General features: G+C 63.5%; 17 protein-coding genes. 8 read left to right on the forward strand and 9 right to left on the reverse strand.

Annotation, left to right across the window (positions count from 1 at the left end; genetic code table 11):
- Both ABEI27_RS08165 and epsC read left to right on the forward strand, forming a co-directional pair.
- Positions 1–842 (forward strand): VOC family protein (locus ABEI27_RS08165; protein ID WP_375798915.1); only part of this gene is annotated, 842 nt, incomplete at its 5' end.
- 800 nt (positions 843–1,642) lie between these two features.
- On the forward strand, positions 1,643–2,509 hold the full coding sequence (epsC, locus tag ABEI27_RS08170; RefSeq protein WP_375798929.1) for a serine O-acetyltransferase EpsC: 867 nt from the start codon (positions 1,643–1,645) through the stop codon (positions 2,507–2,509).
- A 3-nt stretch (positions 2,510–2,512) separates the two neighbouring features.
- On the opposite strand, the gene ABEI27_RS08175 is transcribed toward epsC, so the two are convergent.
- The gene (locus ABEI27_RS08175; protein ID WP_375798916.1) at positions 2,513–2,758 is read right to left on the reverse strand and encodes a CDGSH iron-sulfur domain-containing protein; all 246 of its coding nucleotides are present in this window, start codon (positions 2,756–2,758) and stop codon (positions 2,513–2,515) included.
- A 91-nt stretch (positions 2,759–2,849) separates the two neighbouring features.
- On the opposite strand from ABEI27_RS08175, the gene ABEI27_RS08180 reads away from it, so the two are divergent.
- Complete coding sequence (locus ABEI27_RS08180; protein WP_375798917.1) at positions 2,850–3,221, forward strand: cyclic nucleotide-binding/CBS domain-containing protein; 372 nt, start codon at positions 2,850–2,852, stop codon at positions 3,219–3,221.
- 1 nt (position 3,222) lies between these two features.
- Complete coding sequence (yqeC, locus tag ABEI27_RS08185) at positions 3,223–3,963, forward strand: selenium cofactor biosynthesis protein YqeC (protein ID WP_375798918.1); 741 nt, start codon at positions 3,223–3,225, stop codon at positions 3,961–3,963.
- Between the two features lie 42 nt (positions 3,964–4,005).
- Here yqeC and ABEI27_RS08190 read toward each other — a convergent pair whose 3' ends face one another.
- Positions 4,006–4,620, reverse strand: coding sequence for a molybdenum cofactor guanylyltransferase (locus tag ABEI27_RS08190; protein WP_375798919.1), 615 nt, complete (start codon positions 4,618–4,620; stop codon positions 4,006–4,008).
- A 155-nt stretch (positions 4,621–4,775) separates the two neighbouring features.
- Here ABEI27_RS08190 and ABEI27_RS08195 point away from each other — a divergent pair, with 155 nt between their 5' ends.
- A complete protein-coding gene (locus ABEI27_RS08195) occupies positions 4,776–5,390 on the forward strand; it encodes a hypothetical protein (RefSeq protein ID WP_375798930.1) in 615 nt (204 codons plus the stop codon).
- Positions 5,391–5,415: 25 nt separating this feature from the next.
- On the opposite strand, the gene ABEI27_RS08200 is transcribed toward ABEI27_RS08195, so the two are convergent.
- The 3 genes from ABEI27_RS08200 to ABEI27_RS08210 form a co-directional block, all read right to left on the reverse strand.
- Positions 5,416–6,633 carry an iron-containing alcohol dehydrogenase family protein gene (locus tag ABEI27_RS08200; RefSeq protein WP_375798920.1) on the reverse strand — a complete coding sequence of 406 codons (1,218 nt, stop codon included), beginning with the start codon at positions 6,631–6,633 and terminating at the stop codon, positions 5,416–5,418.
- Positions 6,634–6,808: 175 nt separating this feature from the next.
- Positions 6,809–7,561, reverse strand: coding sequence for a hypothetical protein (locus tag ABEI27_RS08205; protein ID WP_375798921.1), 753 nt, complete (start codon positions 7,559–7,561; stop codon positions 6,809–6,811).
- Positions 7,558–8,034, reverse strand: a complete 477-nt coding sequence (locus tag ABEI27_RS08210; protein WP_375798922.1) for a hypothetical protein — start codon at positions 8,032–8,034, stop codon at positions 7,558–7,560. The genes ABEI27_RS08205 and ABEI27_RS08210 overlap by 4 nt, the downstream gene beginning before the upstream one ends.
- An 80-nt stretch (positions 8,035–8,114) precedes the next feature.
- On the opposite strand from ABEI27_RS08210, the gene ABEI27_RS08215 reads away from it, so the two are divergent.
- Positions 8,115–9,023: an AEC family transporter gene (locus tag ABEI27_RS08215; RefSeq protein ID WP_375798923.1), complete on the forward strand. Its 909-nt coding sequence runs from the start codon at positions 8,115–8,117 to the stop codon at positions 9,021–9,023.
- A 29-nt stretch (positions 9,024–9,052) separates the two neighbouring features.
- Here the strand turns inward: ABEI27_RS08215 and ABEI27_RS08220 are convergent, their stop codons facing one another.
- Positions 9,053–9,865, reverse strand: coding sequence for a CDP-alcohol phosphatidyltransferase family protein (locus tag ABEI27_RS08220; protein WP_375798924.1), 813 nt, complete (start codon positions 9,863–9,865; stop codon positions 9,053–9,055).
- Positions 9,862–11,868 (reverse strand): aldo/keto reductase, encoded by a 2,007-nt coding sequence (locus ABEI27_RS08225; RefSeq protein WP_375798925.1) that lies wholly within the window; start codon positions 11,866–11,868, stop codon positions 9,862–9,864. The genes ABEI27_RS08220 and ABEI27_RS08225 overlap by 4 nt, the downstream gene beginning before the upstream one ends.
- 93 nt (positions 11,869–11,961) lie before the next feature.
- Here ABEI27_RS08225 and ABEI27_RS08230 point away from each other — a divergent pair, with 93 nt between their 5' ends.
- Together ABEI27_RS08230 and ABEI27_RS08235 are read left to right on the forward strand one after the other, a co-directional pair.
- Positions 11,962–13,092, forward strand: a complete 1,131-nt coding sequence (locus ABEI27_RS08230; protein ID WP_375798926.1) for a glycosyltransferase family 4 protein — start codon at positions 11,962–11,964, stop codon at positions 13,090–13,092.
- A 25-nt stretch (positions 13,093–13,117) separates the two neighbouring features.
- Positions 13,118–13,495: a hypothetical protein gene (locus ABEI27_RS08235; protein WP_375798927.1), complete on the forward strand. Its 378-nt coding sequence runs from the start codon at positions 13,118–13,120 to the stop codon at positions 13,493–13,495.
- 7 nt (positions 13,496–13,502) lie between these two features.
- Here ABEI27_RS08235 and eif1A read toward each other — a convergent pair whose 3' ends face one another.
- Positions 13,503–13,787: a translation initiation factor eIF-1A gene (gene eif1A, locus ABEI27_RS08240; RefSeq protein WP_089766721.1), complete on the reverse strand. Its 285-nt coding sequence runs from the start codon at positions 13,785–13,787 to the stop codon at positions 13,503–13,505.
- 673 nt (positions 13,788–14,460) lie between these two features.
- Positions 14,461–15,107, reverse strand: a 647-nt coding sequence (locus ABEI27_RS08245; protein ID WP_375798928.1) for a class I adenylate-forming enzyme family protein, incomplete at its 5' end; no start/stop codon positions are given.

The raw sequence follows: 15,107 nt of genomic DNA on the forward strand, positions 1-15,107 counted from the left end.
TCGAGGAAGTCGAACGCGAGGGAGACACCGCGTATCTGCGTGCGGTCGACGAGTTCGATCACCACTCGATCGCCCTCTCGGAAGCCGAGGAAGCCGGCGTCGGCCACGTCGGCTGGCAGGCGCGGAAGCCGGAGTACCTCGGGGAGTTCGAGACGGTCCTCGAGGACCAGGGCATCGAGGTGACCTGGATCGACGCCGGCAAGGAGGCCGGGCAGGGCGAGGCGTTCCGGTTCACGACCCCGACGGGCCACGAGTTCGAGTTCTATTACGAGATGGAGAAGCCGGATCCGCCGGCCGAGCGGCGCTCGAAGCTCAAGAACAAGACGTACGACCGGACCACGACCAACGCGATCGCTCCGCGGCGGATCGATCACGTCCAGTTGTGGGACCCCGACGCGAACGACTTCCGCGCGTGGCTCACGGGGGCGCTGAACTTCCGCGTCCAGGAGCGCTACAACCGCACTGACGGCTCGCGATGGGGGACGTTCCTCAGCGCGAACGGCAACAAGATCGAGGCCGCCGTGATCGAAGACGAGGAGGCGGCTATGGAGCCCGCGCTCCACCACATCGCGTACAAAGTGCCCTCTGCGGACGACCTCTTCGACGCGCACGACGCGATGAACGAACACGGAATCCCGACCGACGGGATCGGGCAGCACTCGATCTCCCGCGGGAAGTTCCTCTACGTGCGGGATCCGGTCAGCGGTCACCGCATCGAGTTCAACGCCGGCGGGTACGTCGTCTTCGACCCCGATTGGGACACGATCGAGTGGGAGGAGGGCGACCTCGAGGACCGCCAGTGGATCGGGCAGATCGAGTCGAAGGCACGCGTCGAGTACTGAGTCACGGAGCGCGCCGCCGAATATGGGGAGGTCCGTCGACGCGACGTAATGAAATAATCCTCCGTCGATAACAGGGGGACAGGGATGTCGTAGCCGGTGATCCGCTCGACAAGCGCTTCCAGATACATCGGTACCTCGTCGTTCATCGTTGCGACGAACTCGCGACGGCAGGCCTGAGCAAGGACCAGATCAAGTCGTACCTCGTCGAGAGTTCCGATATGTGTACGAAGGGATGGCCCGTGCTACTCGAAGACGGACAAATATTCTAATATATATATTTTATATAGGTATTTTAGTTAATAGTATAAATATAATAACAGTTGTACCGATCGGCGGGTCTGGTGCGTTTAGCGCGATCATCGGAATGCCGATTGGTGGGCTCGTGACGAAGGAGGTCCGATTCCCGGACAGTTGGGATTCACTGGTCAAGGAGTACGAATTCGACCGGAACTGTTGTGATGAAAGGGGTTTCTACGAATAAATGAATTCAGAATACAGTGGAGTCGAGATTCTCAGCTGTAGATCCGTACTGAGGCTCCGGAGAGAGTAGATTACAGGTGATACGCACACTGCGTAAGCAGTTGTTCTAATAATTGTGTGATACTATGAATTCTTACCCAATCAAATATATGATATTATTTCGATATAATCAGATTTGAAATGATTAGCACGCTATCGATCAAAGGCCGGGGATCTGTCGTACCACTGGAATTCCGGTCGTGGTACGAGTGTTGAGCACAGGCGGCGGCCATCCCCGCAAACACTACCCTAATACGGTTCCCGAAGTAATCCAAGCTATGGTGAATTATCGGTACGCTGGCGACGCGCACGAACGACTGTTCGCCGCGTATCAGGACGACTCCGAACCGTTTCCCACCAACGTAACGGCGTGTTTCCCCGAACGCGAACACCGACGCGAGGAGGTCGCGCTGCTCCAGGAACTGCTGTTTCCGACGTGCTGGAACGCGCCGGATCTGGTCCGCGACGAACTGGCGATCGTGGATCAACTCGACGAACTCGGGACCTTAGTGAAAGCCGGGATCTGCCCGTACACCGACGGCCGGCCCGACGAGAAGGTCTCCGCAGTGCTCGACAGCCTCCCGGAGATCCGGGAGGCGCTCAAACTTGACGTCGAGGCCGCGTACAAGGGCGATCCGGCGGCGAAGACGTATATGGAGATCATCCGATCGTACCCGGGCTTCCTGGCGATTTCGGTCCAGCGGGTCGCACACGTACTCTACGACATCGGCGCGCCGGAGTACGCCCGCGAGTTGACCGAGTACGCGAAGACACAGACCGGCATCGACATCCATCCGGGTGCTGAGATCGGCGAGCACTTCTTCATCGACCACGGGACGGGCGTCGTCATCGGCGAGACCGCGGCGGTCGGCGAGTGGGTCAGACTCTATCAGGACGTCACGCTCGGGGCGCTCCACTTCGAGGAGGAAGAGGGCGAAGAACACGCGCTGAAGAAGGGCTACGAGCGCCACCCGACGATCGGCGACCACGTCGTCATCGGGGCAGGAACGAAACTGCTCGGTGCCATCACCGTGGGCGACCACGTCAGCATCGGTGCGAACTCCTGGGTAACGGAGGACATTCCCGCGCGGACAAAGGTGTTCATCAAAGAGCACCCGACGCAGGAGCGCAAGCGCTACAGCGAGTAGCAATTACGGGGACTCGAACTCGATCGACGCGATTCGGTGCCGTTGGGCCTCGCTGTCGTCGTTCTCGTACTTGTAGTCCACGCCCTCTTCCTCGTCGGCTGTGGTCCGGTGTGACCCGTCGCAGAACGGCTTGTCGTCAGAGAGCCCACATCGGCAGATGTAGATACCGCCGTCGCGGTACTCCGGGTCGAGATCGTCGGGATCGATCACATCGGGGCCGTTCGCGCGGTGAGTGACTTCGCGTGTCATCACCCCATACGATGAACCGTGACGGGTTATGTTCCGTGGCTGACCGACGCGTGGCGAAAAACCGAAGCCTCCCGGTAGCGTCGAACCGTCTATGTCCGACTCACCGACACTGGTCGAAGATGTGATGTCGACGGTGCTCGTGACCGTGAGCCCCGATGTGACGCTCGTCGAGGCGGCGAAACGGATGCAGCGACACGACATCAAGGCGCTGCTCGTTCCCTCGACCGAGATCGCGATCGTGACGAGTACCGACGTGCTCGAAGCCATCGCCGACGAGCGCGACCCGAGCACGGTCACGGTCGAAGCGGTGATGACCCACGCTGTTGAGACTGTCCCGCCGGAGATCCGGCTCACAGAGGCAGCCGCGATGATGGAGACCTGCGGCTTCAGTCACCTCCCGGTGGTCGACGACGACCTTGTCGGAATGGTATCTTCAACCGACATCACCGCACAGTTGTCCTGAGATGAATGCAGTCGAAGCACTCGACGCCGCCGAGGGGACGACCTGCGTTGTCGGTGCGGGCGGAAAGAAGACCACGATGGCGACACTCGCCCACGCACTCGAACGCGCCGTGGTCACAGCGACCGTCCGGATCCCGATCTTCGACGATTGGGTGAGTCGCGTGTTCGTCACCGAGACGCCCGGAGAGATCGTCGACGAGGCACTCGCCTCCGACGACGGAGACTGGCCGCTGGGTGTCGTTCCCGAGCGTGAGCGCGAGGACCGCTACTATGGCTACGAACTCTCGAAACTGGACGATCTCGCAGCGCGCGACGTGCCGATCCTCGTGAAGGCCGACGGCGCGCGGATGCGACGGCTCAAGGCCCCCAGCACCAACGAGCCGCGGGTGCCTGAAAGCGCCGACACGGTGGTCCCGATTGCGAGCGTGCACGTCGTCGGCGAACCGCTCTCGGACGACCTCGTCCACCGCGTCGACGAGGTGTCGGCACTGACGGGGCTCGACCCCGGCGACGAGATCGGTGCGGCTGACCTTGCGACCGTCCTCGCCAGCGACGAAGGCGGACGGAAGGCGGTCCCGCCGGGCGCGACGACGATTCCGCTCCTGAATATGGTCGACGACGACACCCTCAAGACCACAGCGAGGGACGTCGCTGCCGAAATCCACGACCGCGCCGACGTTTCCCGGGTCGTTCTGGCGGAGATGCGAGCCGACGATCCCGTTGTCGACGTCGTCAGGAACTGAGTCGAAGCGCGCCGATCCGGTCACCGGGCCGAGCGGTCGGTCTCAGTCCCGTTGAAGACGTTCGGTCGCCTGCGTGAGTTCCTCTTGCGTGTTCACGTTCTCGAACGTGTCGAGCGACGAGACCCGGTCGATTTCCGCCCCGTCGACCACGACGTAATCGAGGCCTTCGAGCGGGGCGATGATCCGGTGGTCGTCGCGTTGGAGTGCCTCTCGGCAGGCGTCGAGCATCGGCTCGGTCCGGTAGACCGCCTGGGTCGTCTGGAACCACTCGTCGGGTCGCGGGACGGCCGCGTCGCTCCCGGCCGCAGCCTCAAAGAGGTAGTCGGCGAAGTCCGGATCCACGAACGGCATATCACAGGCAATGACCAGAGTGTACGGCGCTGAAACCGCCTCGAGCCCTCTGGCGATCCCGGCCATCGGCCCGGCGTCGGTCTCTCGATCCTCCGCGAACGTCGGGTCGAACGAGCCGTCGTCGAGAGCCGCTGAGATGGAATCGACCTGATCCGTCCGACAGTTGACCACCACCTCGTCGACGGCGTCGGCGACCCGGTCGACGACTCGCCGGATCATCGGCGTCCCGGCGAGTTCGGCGACAGCTTTGTCGCGGTCACCGAACCGGGTCGAGCGACCGCCGGCGATCACGAGGGCTGCTCGCATACGACACTTTACTCCGTCAGTCTTCAAGAGCGTGACGGAGCAGTAGTCGCTTCGGGAGATACCCGAGTACGCACCCGGATTGGATGTCGATGCCGGTCTTCGACCGCACGGAGACAGCGGAGCGCATTTATTCGGCGGCCGAGTGGGTCAACGTGATGCGGGAGGACGAACTGGCGAGCGCCGTCGTCGCGCACTTCGAGGCGGCGTTCGACGGGGTCGAAGTCGCCCTCGAGGAGCCGTACGACCACTACGGGAACCGTGGGTCGGTGGACGTCTACGTCCGGACGTCGCCGCCGAACCGGGTCGAGTACCTCATCGAACTGAAAGCCGATCCCGCAGTTCGGATGGCGGCGGGGGCGAACGAGATACTTCGGCAGTACCGCCGGATGGAGCGATACTTCTACGCGGACGACGCCCACGACCTCCGGAAGCGACTCGGTCGGGACGCCCCGGCCGTCCACCTGCTGCTGCTCTTTGCGCCGACCACACAGTGTGTCGAGCACGTGTTCGAGCATCGAAGGCTGTACGGGTCGGTGGATCCGGAACTCGACGTCGACGGCGTTCCCGCAGAACGGAAGATGGCGTTTCTCGTCAACCTCGGGGAGGCCGCAGCGGGCGGCCTCGCGTTCATCTCGGTGAACGGCGACGTTGGCTTCGAGGCCGAAGGGTTCCGTCGGTCGATTCCCGAAAACTCACAACTGGCCGACGCGATTCAGGATGCTGACGTCGATTTCGGTGGTCCCGGTGAGAGTCCGGATCAGGACGAGTGAGGCACAGCAGACTGGGGCCGGGTCGTCACCAGGTGCGTTCCAGGATAGCGACGACGTCTTCCGGATCCGGGTCGATTCCCGCTGGCGCGACTGCCAGCAAGTCGTCGTCACAGATAGCCGTCGCGATGTCTGGAAAGTCGGTCTGTGCGACCGACTCGACGTCCCGGAGGCGGTTGGGAAGCCCGAGGTCGTCGCGGACGTCCGCGACGGCGCCGACGATGGCCGCAGCGGTCGCTTCCGGGCCACCGGTGGTCGTCACGTCGAGCGCCTCGGCGATACGGTCGCGGCGGCCGTCGATCCGGTCGAAGACGTACCTGAGGATGTGGGGCGCGACGACCCCGTGGATCGTTCCCTGATGTACGTCGTATCCGTGCGAGAAGCCGTGTCCGAAGGCGTGGATAATCGAGGCCCGGTAGCCGTCTGCACCAGCGAGACCGTATTGCACGGCCACGATGCCCGAGAGCACGTTTTCGAGACGCGAAGCGTCTATTCGCTCCTGCCGGATCGTCCCGAGCCCCGAGGTCAGTAACCGGAGACCCCGTGCGGCCGTTCCGTCGGTGATCGGCGTCGCGAGCGGCGAGTAGAGCGCTTCGATGCCCTTGTCGAAGCCGTTCATCGCGGACGCCGCAAGAACGTCGGTCGGCGTCGTCCGGTACAGATCGGCGTCGTAGAACAGCGCCTCGGGCATCAGTCTGGGATCGGAGACGCCGCCGCTCGGCGGGGAGTTGTCGGCCGCAACGTCAGCGTCGAGCGTGAGCGTGACGCCGCCGATGTCGGAGAGGTCCGCACCGGCCAGCGTGGTTGGGATGGCTACAAGCGGGAGTAAATCCGCCTCGGCCACCGAGAGTCCACCAGTTTCGATGGCGCGCCGGGCAGCCTCCTCAGCCCCAGTTCCGTGTGAATCCAGCGCGCAGAGGGCCTTCGCCGTGTCGAGAGTGCTGCCCCCGCCGACGGCGACGACGACGTCGGCGTCTTCAGCACGAGCCAGTTCCAGTCCAGAGAGTGCGGTCCCGAGCGTCTTCTCGGGCGTCGTCTCCGGAAACTCCGCGACCAGTCGATCGCCGAGTCCGTCGCGGATCGGCTCGACCACTGCCGGCGTCGTTCCGACGGTCCGGCCGCTGACGAGTACCGCCCGTTCGTACCCTCGGGCGTCGAGTTCGTCGCCGAGACCCGCAACGCAGCCGGTCCCGAGTATAATCGCTCCGGGGTGAAAGTCGAACCGAAATCCATCGGGAGAGTGCATAACGACGGTGTACGCGGTCGATGATCAAATGCCTACCCCCCGCCGCGCGTACACTTAAATACGATCACGGAGCCAGAGGGAGTGTGACCTGAGAGTCGCCCCGCGTTGGCGAGTGGTTGTCCGGCACACCGACGTGGGAAGCGGATCGCTCGCCGGCTGATAGCCATTGACAGAACTACTCGCTCGATTCGAGCGCGTCGATCGCATCGTCGAACGCCTCGCGCGTCAGTTCGTCGGCGTCGTCGCCGGGGTCTGCGGCGCGGATCGCCGGCAGCGCTTCGGCATCGTCGAGTTTGCCGAGGGTGTCGGCCGCCCAGGACGGATATCCGTTGCCGCGACCGCGTTCGAGGAGGCCACAGAGCGACTCGCGCAACCACTCGCGCGACACCTGCCCGGGCGCTTCGGCCTCGACGAGTCCGACGATGAACAGCAGATACCGCGAGACGTTCTGGTCGCTCCGGAGCAGCGTCTCCATCCGGTCGACGTGTGGGACGAAGAGATCCGGTCGCCGCTGGGCGACGCGGGCGAGCGAGTCGGTGGCGTAAACCGTCGCTCGAACCTGTGGCGAGCCCAGCCACACGGCCGGAGCGGGGATCCCCTCGACGTCCTCCGGGTACGCGGCAGCAGCAGAGAGCAGTTCGCCGACGTACGGCACGAAGAGGTCCGGCTGGTTGTAGAGGTGCTGAAGTGCCTTCGCAGCGCTAGACCGCGCTTCGGAATCCTCGGTTGAGAGCAGCGCCACGATCGTTGCAATGTCGTCGTGAGTGACCTCTTGGGGGGTGCTTTCGGCTCTGTCGGGGAGTTCCGCCGCCAGCGCCCGCTGGTCCTCGGGCGCGTCCGGCAAATCGACCGCCTCCGGTGCGGGGGCGTCCTCAACCCGATGAGTGACGTCATCGGTCGTCGTTGATTCGGCTTCGTCGTCGTTCATCGTCCGATCTCCAGATTGAGGTCGAGCGACCCCAGAATCGCGCGGTAGACGGCGCGGGAGTCCATACCGGTCGTCGAACAGAGTTGCTCGGTCGTTGCGGGCGTGAAGTCCGGTCCAAGTTCCCACAGCGTGTCGTGAAACGAGGCAGAGTATCGCGGCGGGTTTTCGTCCGTTCTGGCGATCAGCCCCTCGGTGACGAGGTTTTCGAGCGCCATCTCGAAATCGGGTTCGGTCGCCGGAGCATCCGAGCGGACGCCGTGCTCGTCGGTGAGTTCGAACTGGTAGAAGTGGTCTGCCGCAGAGCGGATCGGTTGGTCGTCCTCTTCGAGGAACTCGTACACTTGTGCTTCAGTCTCATCGAGCGAACTGGGATCGATGGCGTCGAAGTCCGGGGCGTACTGCAAGAGCAGCCCTTCGATCAACTCCGGGACGACCTCGAACTCCTCGATCAGTTCCTCGGTGCGCTCGTGCATACAGGCCCGTCGAGCGGGGTCAGTAAAAAACCCGGAGCGGGATCGAACGGCGTAAGAAGTCCCGCCGGTTCCGGCCCGGTATGGAGGTGCTCGGTCGGTTACTTGGGCTGCTGGTGCTTCTGGCCGTCGGGACCGGGCTCCGCTCTGTCGGCGTCCTCAACGAGGTCAGGACGCAGCGCCTCAATGCTCTCGCCTACTACGTGGCGCTACCGGCGCTCGTCTTTGTCTCCACGTACGACCGGACCATCGGCGAGTTGCTCACACCGGCGCTGCTTATCGGCCCCATCGTGGTGCTCCTCGGGATCGCCGGCCTCGCGTGGGTGATCCACCGGGGGCGGACATCCCGTGATCGTCGGAGCGTCGCCATCGTCCAGTCGTATCACTCGAATCTCGGATATCTCGGCCTACCGCTCGTCGCGGCGACGTTCGGCGACGATGTGACGGCGCTGGCGAGCGTCATTCTGGGAGTCGCCTCGCTGACACAGGTCCCGCTGACGGTCCTCGTCCTGACCAGCGGGGGCGAATTCGGCGGGTCGGTCTGGAGCGAACTCTCTCAACTGGCACGTAATCCAGTCCTCGTCGTGTTGGTGCTGGGCCTGACGGTGGGATCGCTCGGGGCCTCTCCCCCGGGAGTGATCACTGCTGGCCTGGAGCTGCTGGGAACGCTTGCGCTGCCGATTGCACTCCTGTGCGTCGGCGCGACGCTCCAAATCGATCTCCCGGACGTCGACGTCGGCGCGAGCGCGGCGGTCGTCGCGCTGAAGATCGGCGTGATGCCGGTCCTGGCGTGGACTGTCTTCTCGCTCTTTGAGGTCAGCCCTGCCGTCTTCACCGCAGCGGTCGTAATGCTCGGGACGCCGACAGCCGTGTCCACGTACGTGTTCGCGAGCGAACTCGGGGGCGATCCGGAGTTCGCGTCGTTGAACGTGTTCCTGACGACGCTCGGGTCCGTTGCAACGCTCTTCGTTCTCATTCGCGTAGTCATCTGAGGCCGATCGGTGCCTCGGTTGCCCCGCAGTCAGTCGGAACCGCCGAGCCACCCAGTAACGACGAAGTAGTCGCGGACGAACACCGCCAATGATGGGGCAAGAAAGAGGACCGCGAGTGGCGGAACCGCTGCGGGGAACAGCGGCGATAGCGCGAACGTGATGAAGGCCATCTGGAGACCGGCGAGCGGTCGCCGGAGTCGACTCGGCGGGAGGTCATTGACCGTCAGGCCCCGTGTTCGTCGGATGCCACGGCCGAATTTGATCAGATATCGTGCCACCGACAGCGAGAGGTACCAAACCGGGAGTTCTCCCCAGAGGACAGCGGTCACTGGTGCGACGAGGAACCCGGTGGTGTCGACGGCCAGATCCAGTCTTGCGCCGAGTTCGGTGGCCCGGTCTTGGCGGCGGGCGAGGAGGCCGTCGACGGCGTCGAGCGCACACCCCGCACCGTAGAGCAGGGCTGGCGCCCACGCGATTCGTGGCACCGGCACGAGCGCGCCGAAACCCGCGACGGCGGCGAAGAGCACGCCACGCCCGAGCGTCACGAGATTCGGCACGCCGAGAGAGCGGTACACACTGCCGGGTCCGTCGCCGGTCTCAGACCGGTTCGCGCCGAGGTTGCGGCGGCAGATCCACGCGATGTATCCGACGACCGCGAGTGTCGGAAAAATCCACTGTGCGCCCGCGGGGAATTCGGCAGGACTGATCCCGAGAAACGGGACGGGTGTGGAGACGCTGATCGAAAGTGCCGCTGCACCACCAGTAACGATGGCGGCGAGCGAGACAACGACGCCCGCCCACTGCCGGCGAAGCGACCCGGGGATGGCACCAGCGGTGCTCACCGTTGGAACTCCGTGCCGGCTAACGCCGACAGCCGGTCGCGGTCGGATTCTGTGAGTTGCAGACGCGCTGCCGCGAGGTTATCGACGACGTGGTCGGGATCGTTGCTCGAAGGAATCGGGACGACGCCGCGGTCGACGTGGTACGCGATAGCCACGGCCGCCGGCGAGACGTCGTGTTCGGCGGCGACCTCTGTGAGGACGGGCTCTTCGAGGAGGCCGGGTGCAGAAAGTGGCGAGTGTGCCAAGACTCGAATACCGCGTGTGTGGCACGCTTCGATCAGATCATTCCGGGGACGATACGGGTGTGATTCGATCTGGACGATTGCTGGGGGTACTTCCGCGACATCGATGATCTCGTGCAACTGCGCGAGCGAGACGTTGCAGACCCCGAGCGTTCGGGTGAGGCCTCGGTCGTGGATCGCTTCCATTCGGCGCCAGGTTTCGGTCAACGGGACGTCGACAGTATCGGGATCACTTGCGTCGTCTGTCGGGAACGCTAGGGCCTCCTGTTCGTCCGGCGGCAGTTCCGCCAGTTCAGTGAGTGGGCCCTGATACCGCCACGCGTCGGGCCAGTGTAGCAAGTAGGCGTCGAGGGTGTCCACGCCGAGTTCCGCAAGCGTTCCCTCGCAGGCTTCTGCGACGTGCTGATGATTCGTGTTCCAGACTTTACTGGCGAGGAAGAGACCGTCCCGGTCAGGCGACCCCGGCGCGTTCAGGAGGTCGCCGAGGCGGGCCTCGTTGCCGTACAGTTCGGCGGAATCGAGGAGGCGATAGCCGGCGTCGAGCGCCGTGGCAATCGAATCGATCCGATCGACGTACTCGCCGCCGCGGTAACGCGAGCAGCCGAATCCAACGGGAGGGAGCCGGAGCGCACCGTCACGCATCGGGTCGTCGGCATCATCATCGACGAAGGAGGCCGCTTGTTGCCGCGGATGGAGCGCGAATTCTCCGGAAGCACCCGCCGCAGTTGCCCAACCGTCCCTGTTCGTTCCCGATACCTCGGCCACGGTTCCGTCGGCAGCGGCGCGGTCGATCGCGTTACAGACTGCGACGACGTGCGCGGCCCGGCGCGCCCCACGAGTCGGTCGCCGCCCGTGGTCGATTGCCGCAGCCAGACGCTCGGGGCCCGCGAGATGCGAGTATTCGCGCCTCGGGTACGGATGCGGAGCCGAGACGTACTGACGACCCGCGCCGCCGACCGAAACCGTGTCGGGGTCAGCCGCGAGTGCCCCTGTGTCGTCGAAATAGAGTGATCCATCGTCGCCGTGCAGTTCCAGGCTGTAGAATTCACGGCTCCGGTGTGGGGCATAGAGGCTCGCTGTCAGCCGGACGATCGGCCCCGACGCGAATTCGATTGTGGCTTCGACGTGCGCCGGGCGGTCCGGTTCGCGTTCCATCCGGTCGGGCCAGACGTCCAGTGCGTCCGCCATCCGGACGCGCTCGACTGGGCCGAACCACTCGACCAACAGCGTCAGTGGGTAGACCGCGCCGTCGTACAGCGGCCCGACAGAGAGGAACGACGACGGCGAGTCGTGCCACTCGGTCACCCGACCGACGTGGGCGTGGGCGTATCCCAGGCTAATCCGGCCGAATCGGCCGTCTCGCAGGAACGATCGGGCGTGCCGCTGAGCGTCGCAGCGGTGATTGATCGGCGCGCAGCCGAGGGCCAGATTCCGCTCGCTCGCCGTCTCGGCGAGTGCGGCGGCCCGGTCGGCGTCGAGCGCTAGGGGTTTTTCGCTGAAGACGTGGCGGCCGGCTTTGAGGGCGGTCTCGGTCACGTCCGCGTGCGCGGCGTGGCTGGTGAGGTTGACGACGAGGGGGACGCGCTCGGCGTCGAGAAGCGACGCCACGTCTCGATAGGGCGTAGCATCGTGTTCGTCTGCCAGTCGCTCGGCTCGGTCGATCGCGAGGTCCGAAACCGCTGTCAGTTCTATCGGCGAGTCCGATAGTCCCGCGGCGTACTTCCCGGCGACTGCTCCCGCGCCTACGAACGCGCACTGCATTATTTGTTTGGTTCGGACGGAGGGGTCAAAAGCCCGCTGGGCGGGACGGGCGTCAGCCGGAACACACAGGAACCGTCCCGTCGATGCGTTTGTATGACACGCGTGGCGGTGCTGCACAACACCCTCGACTTCCAGGGCGGTGCCGACGTAGTTTGTTTGTCTGTCTGCGCGGCGCTACAACGTGACTACGAGGTCACGCTGTTCACCCTCTCGGAGACTGACCCGGGCGCGCTGGCCGAGCGGTTCGACATTGATCTCGATCCCAGCAAGCTCGCTGTGCGACCGAAAATCGGGGCAGAGACCGTCGGGCGACTGCTCTCTTCGACGACCCCAATCGTCGGCCCGCAACTCCCCTTCCGGAGCGTGCTGCTCAGGGAGGTATTTGAACGCTACGCGGACCGGTACGACCTCGCGGTGAGTACAGCGAACGAACTGTCTGTGTCGCTCCCGTCGGTGCAGTACGTGCACTATCCGCAGTACAACAGACACAGGCTGCAGGACGCCGGAGCGGATGCTACCGACGGGGTTCTCCATCGGGTCTGGAGTCGGCTCGCCGCGCCGTCCCGGGCGGAGGTGGAGACGTCGGTCTCGCTTCTCGCGAACTCCGGGTGGACTGCGGACGTCGTCGAAGAAGCGTACGGCGTCGAACCGGCCGTCGTGCATCCGCCGATCGATCCAATCGAAGGCGGGCCGTCGTGGGAGGCTCGGGAAGACGGCGTCGTGGTCGTCGGACGAATAGCGCCAGACAAGCGGCTGCTGAACGCAATCGAGATCGTGGAGGGCGTCCGCGACCGCGGACACGACCTGCACGTGCACATCGTCGGCGGCGCGCCCCGGGCGTACCGAGACTACGTCGAGCAGGTGGAGTCGGCTGCCGAGGAGCGGTCGTACGTATTTGTCGAACGCGACGTCCCGAGAGCGCGGATCGAGGAGTTACTTCTGAACCACCGGTACGGACTGAACTGCAAGCCGAAGGAGCACTTCGGGATGTCCGTCGCGGAGTACGTCGCCGCGGGGATGGTCGCGTTCGCTCCTGACAGCGGCGGGCAACGCGAAATACTCGCGGGCCGCGACGATCGGCTCTTCGATTCGACCAGCGCGGCCGTCGACCGTCTTGCGGTCGCTATGGAGAACGGAGACCGGCCGGAACTGGCTCCAGATCGGTTCTCGACGGACCGCTTCGAGGACTCGATCCGGCGGGCCGTCCAACGGCGAGTAGTTTGAAGTCGAACGACGCCGTTGATATCATATGGCAACGAATACGGCCAACAGCGGAGCACTCAGAACCGGATCACTGACGGGGTTACACTGGGCCGGCATCGCGCTGGCAGCCATCACGGGACTCCTGCATCTCGGGCTGGCGGCGAGTCTGCTCAGCAGTTCACTGACCAGTTCGCTCGGCTGGGCATTCATCATTGCGGGCGTCGGATTCCTCGGTGCGATTGTCGCAATCCTGGTCGATTTTCGTCGTCGACAGTTGTATCTACTCGGGATTCCGTTCACCGCGGGACAGATCGTCGCGTGGGCTGCGCTCAATGCGCCCGACTTCTCACCGCCGGGAATTGCCGATAAAATCGTTCAAGTACTACTCATCGTCGTTCTGGTCGCGCTGTACCGTCAGTCCTGATCGCAAATTATTCGATGTGGCCCTCTTCGCGGAGTTGCTCGGCGTCCTGCTCGGAGTAGCGCCACTCGATGTTCGCCTTCTCGTCCTGCCAGTCCCACGGTTCCACGAGGACGACGTCGCCCTCGTTGATCCAAGTCCGATACTTCATCCGACCAGGAATCCGTCCCATCCGGTTTTCGCCGTCTGCACACCGCACGCGAACGTGGTTGCCACCGTTGTGCTCTGTCACCACGGCGAACACCTCGTCGTCGTTGGGCATCCGAAGATTTCGACGCCCTCGTTCTTCGCTCACACTATAGATAGGGCGGCAGGAGGGATAAAGTCCCGGTTCCATTGTCTCGGTAAGTGCGTCACAGAGTGTCCAACTCCATAATCCACGAAATTACGCGAAATATATCTATACTTTTGTATATGTATAGGCAAAAACAATAAATGTTCTGTTATTACTGTGCACGGTCTTTTTCTGCGGTTACTAGGCTACATATGTTAAAACGATATGTTCTTTTTGCAGTAGTATTTGATTGCTTTACTACAGATAATGTTTCTGAGTACCGATTCGTGTGACATTACCGGACGATACGGCGATCGGTGTGATACCCGAAAGTAGATGCACCTCGTTCATAACGCAGAATCAATTTCTCCTTTATCGGCCAGTAAAGAGCTTCAAGCGCGTGATTTCGATAGATGAATTTCACGGGACTGATCCGCATATCTGTTCATACAGATAACATCCGTACGTATGTTATTACGACACCGTCCGATGATCTCAGTCTCCGACGTCAGTTTGTCAACTGAGTGTAGTCCCCCGGTTTTTTCGTCGCTCTGGCCTCAGACATCATCCTATCAATCTTGTCCGTTATTATCGGACAAAGTAGCGCCGGTCGGCAGGTGACGACAAGGTCGGGTAGACGAGAACGACCAGTTATAGCGCACGGTGGAATACCCACGGCGTGGTCGAGCGGCTGTTAGTCGTCGGTTCGCGACTCGAGTTTGTACCGTTCGATTTTCCCGCTGGGGTTTCGGGGCAGTTGGTCCACGAAGCGGTACTCTCGCGGCCGTTTGTAGTCGGCCAGTTGGTCGCTACCGCGACACCACTGGTCGAGGTCCGCCTCGGTTAGTCCGCCGCTGTGCTCGACGAACGCGACGACGATTTCGCCCCACTCCTCGTCAGGGTGGCCGACGACGCCGACGTCGCCGACGTCGGGGTGGGTAAGCAGGACGTCCTCGACTTCGGTGGGATGGACGTTCTCGCCACCGCTGATGATCATATCGTCGACGCGGCCCGTGATGACGACTCGATTCTCCTCGGTCCGACGCGCCGCGTCACCGGTGTAGAGCCACCCGTCGTTGAGGGCCTCCTCGGTGGCCTCGGGTTTGTTCCAGTACCCATCGAAGGCGACCGGCGAATCCGTGTTGACGATGAGTTCACCCTGTGTGCCCGGTTCGACCGTGTCTGTGGGGTCCTCGCTGTTGACCGCGACGACGCGGACCTCGAGACCCACGTTCGCGGGGCCGGTGACGGTCGGATCGCGGATCTCGTGTAGGTCGTCGTACGCGAGGGTGCCATAGACCTCGGTGGTCCCGTAGAGGTTCGCAATGTGGTCGGGGTCGA

The organism is Halobellus sp., assembly GCF_042218505.1.
GTDB lineage: Archaea > Halobacteriota > Halobacteria > Halobacteriales > Haloferacaceae > Haloquadratum.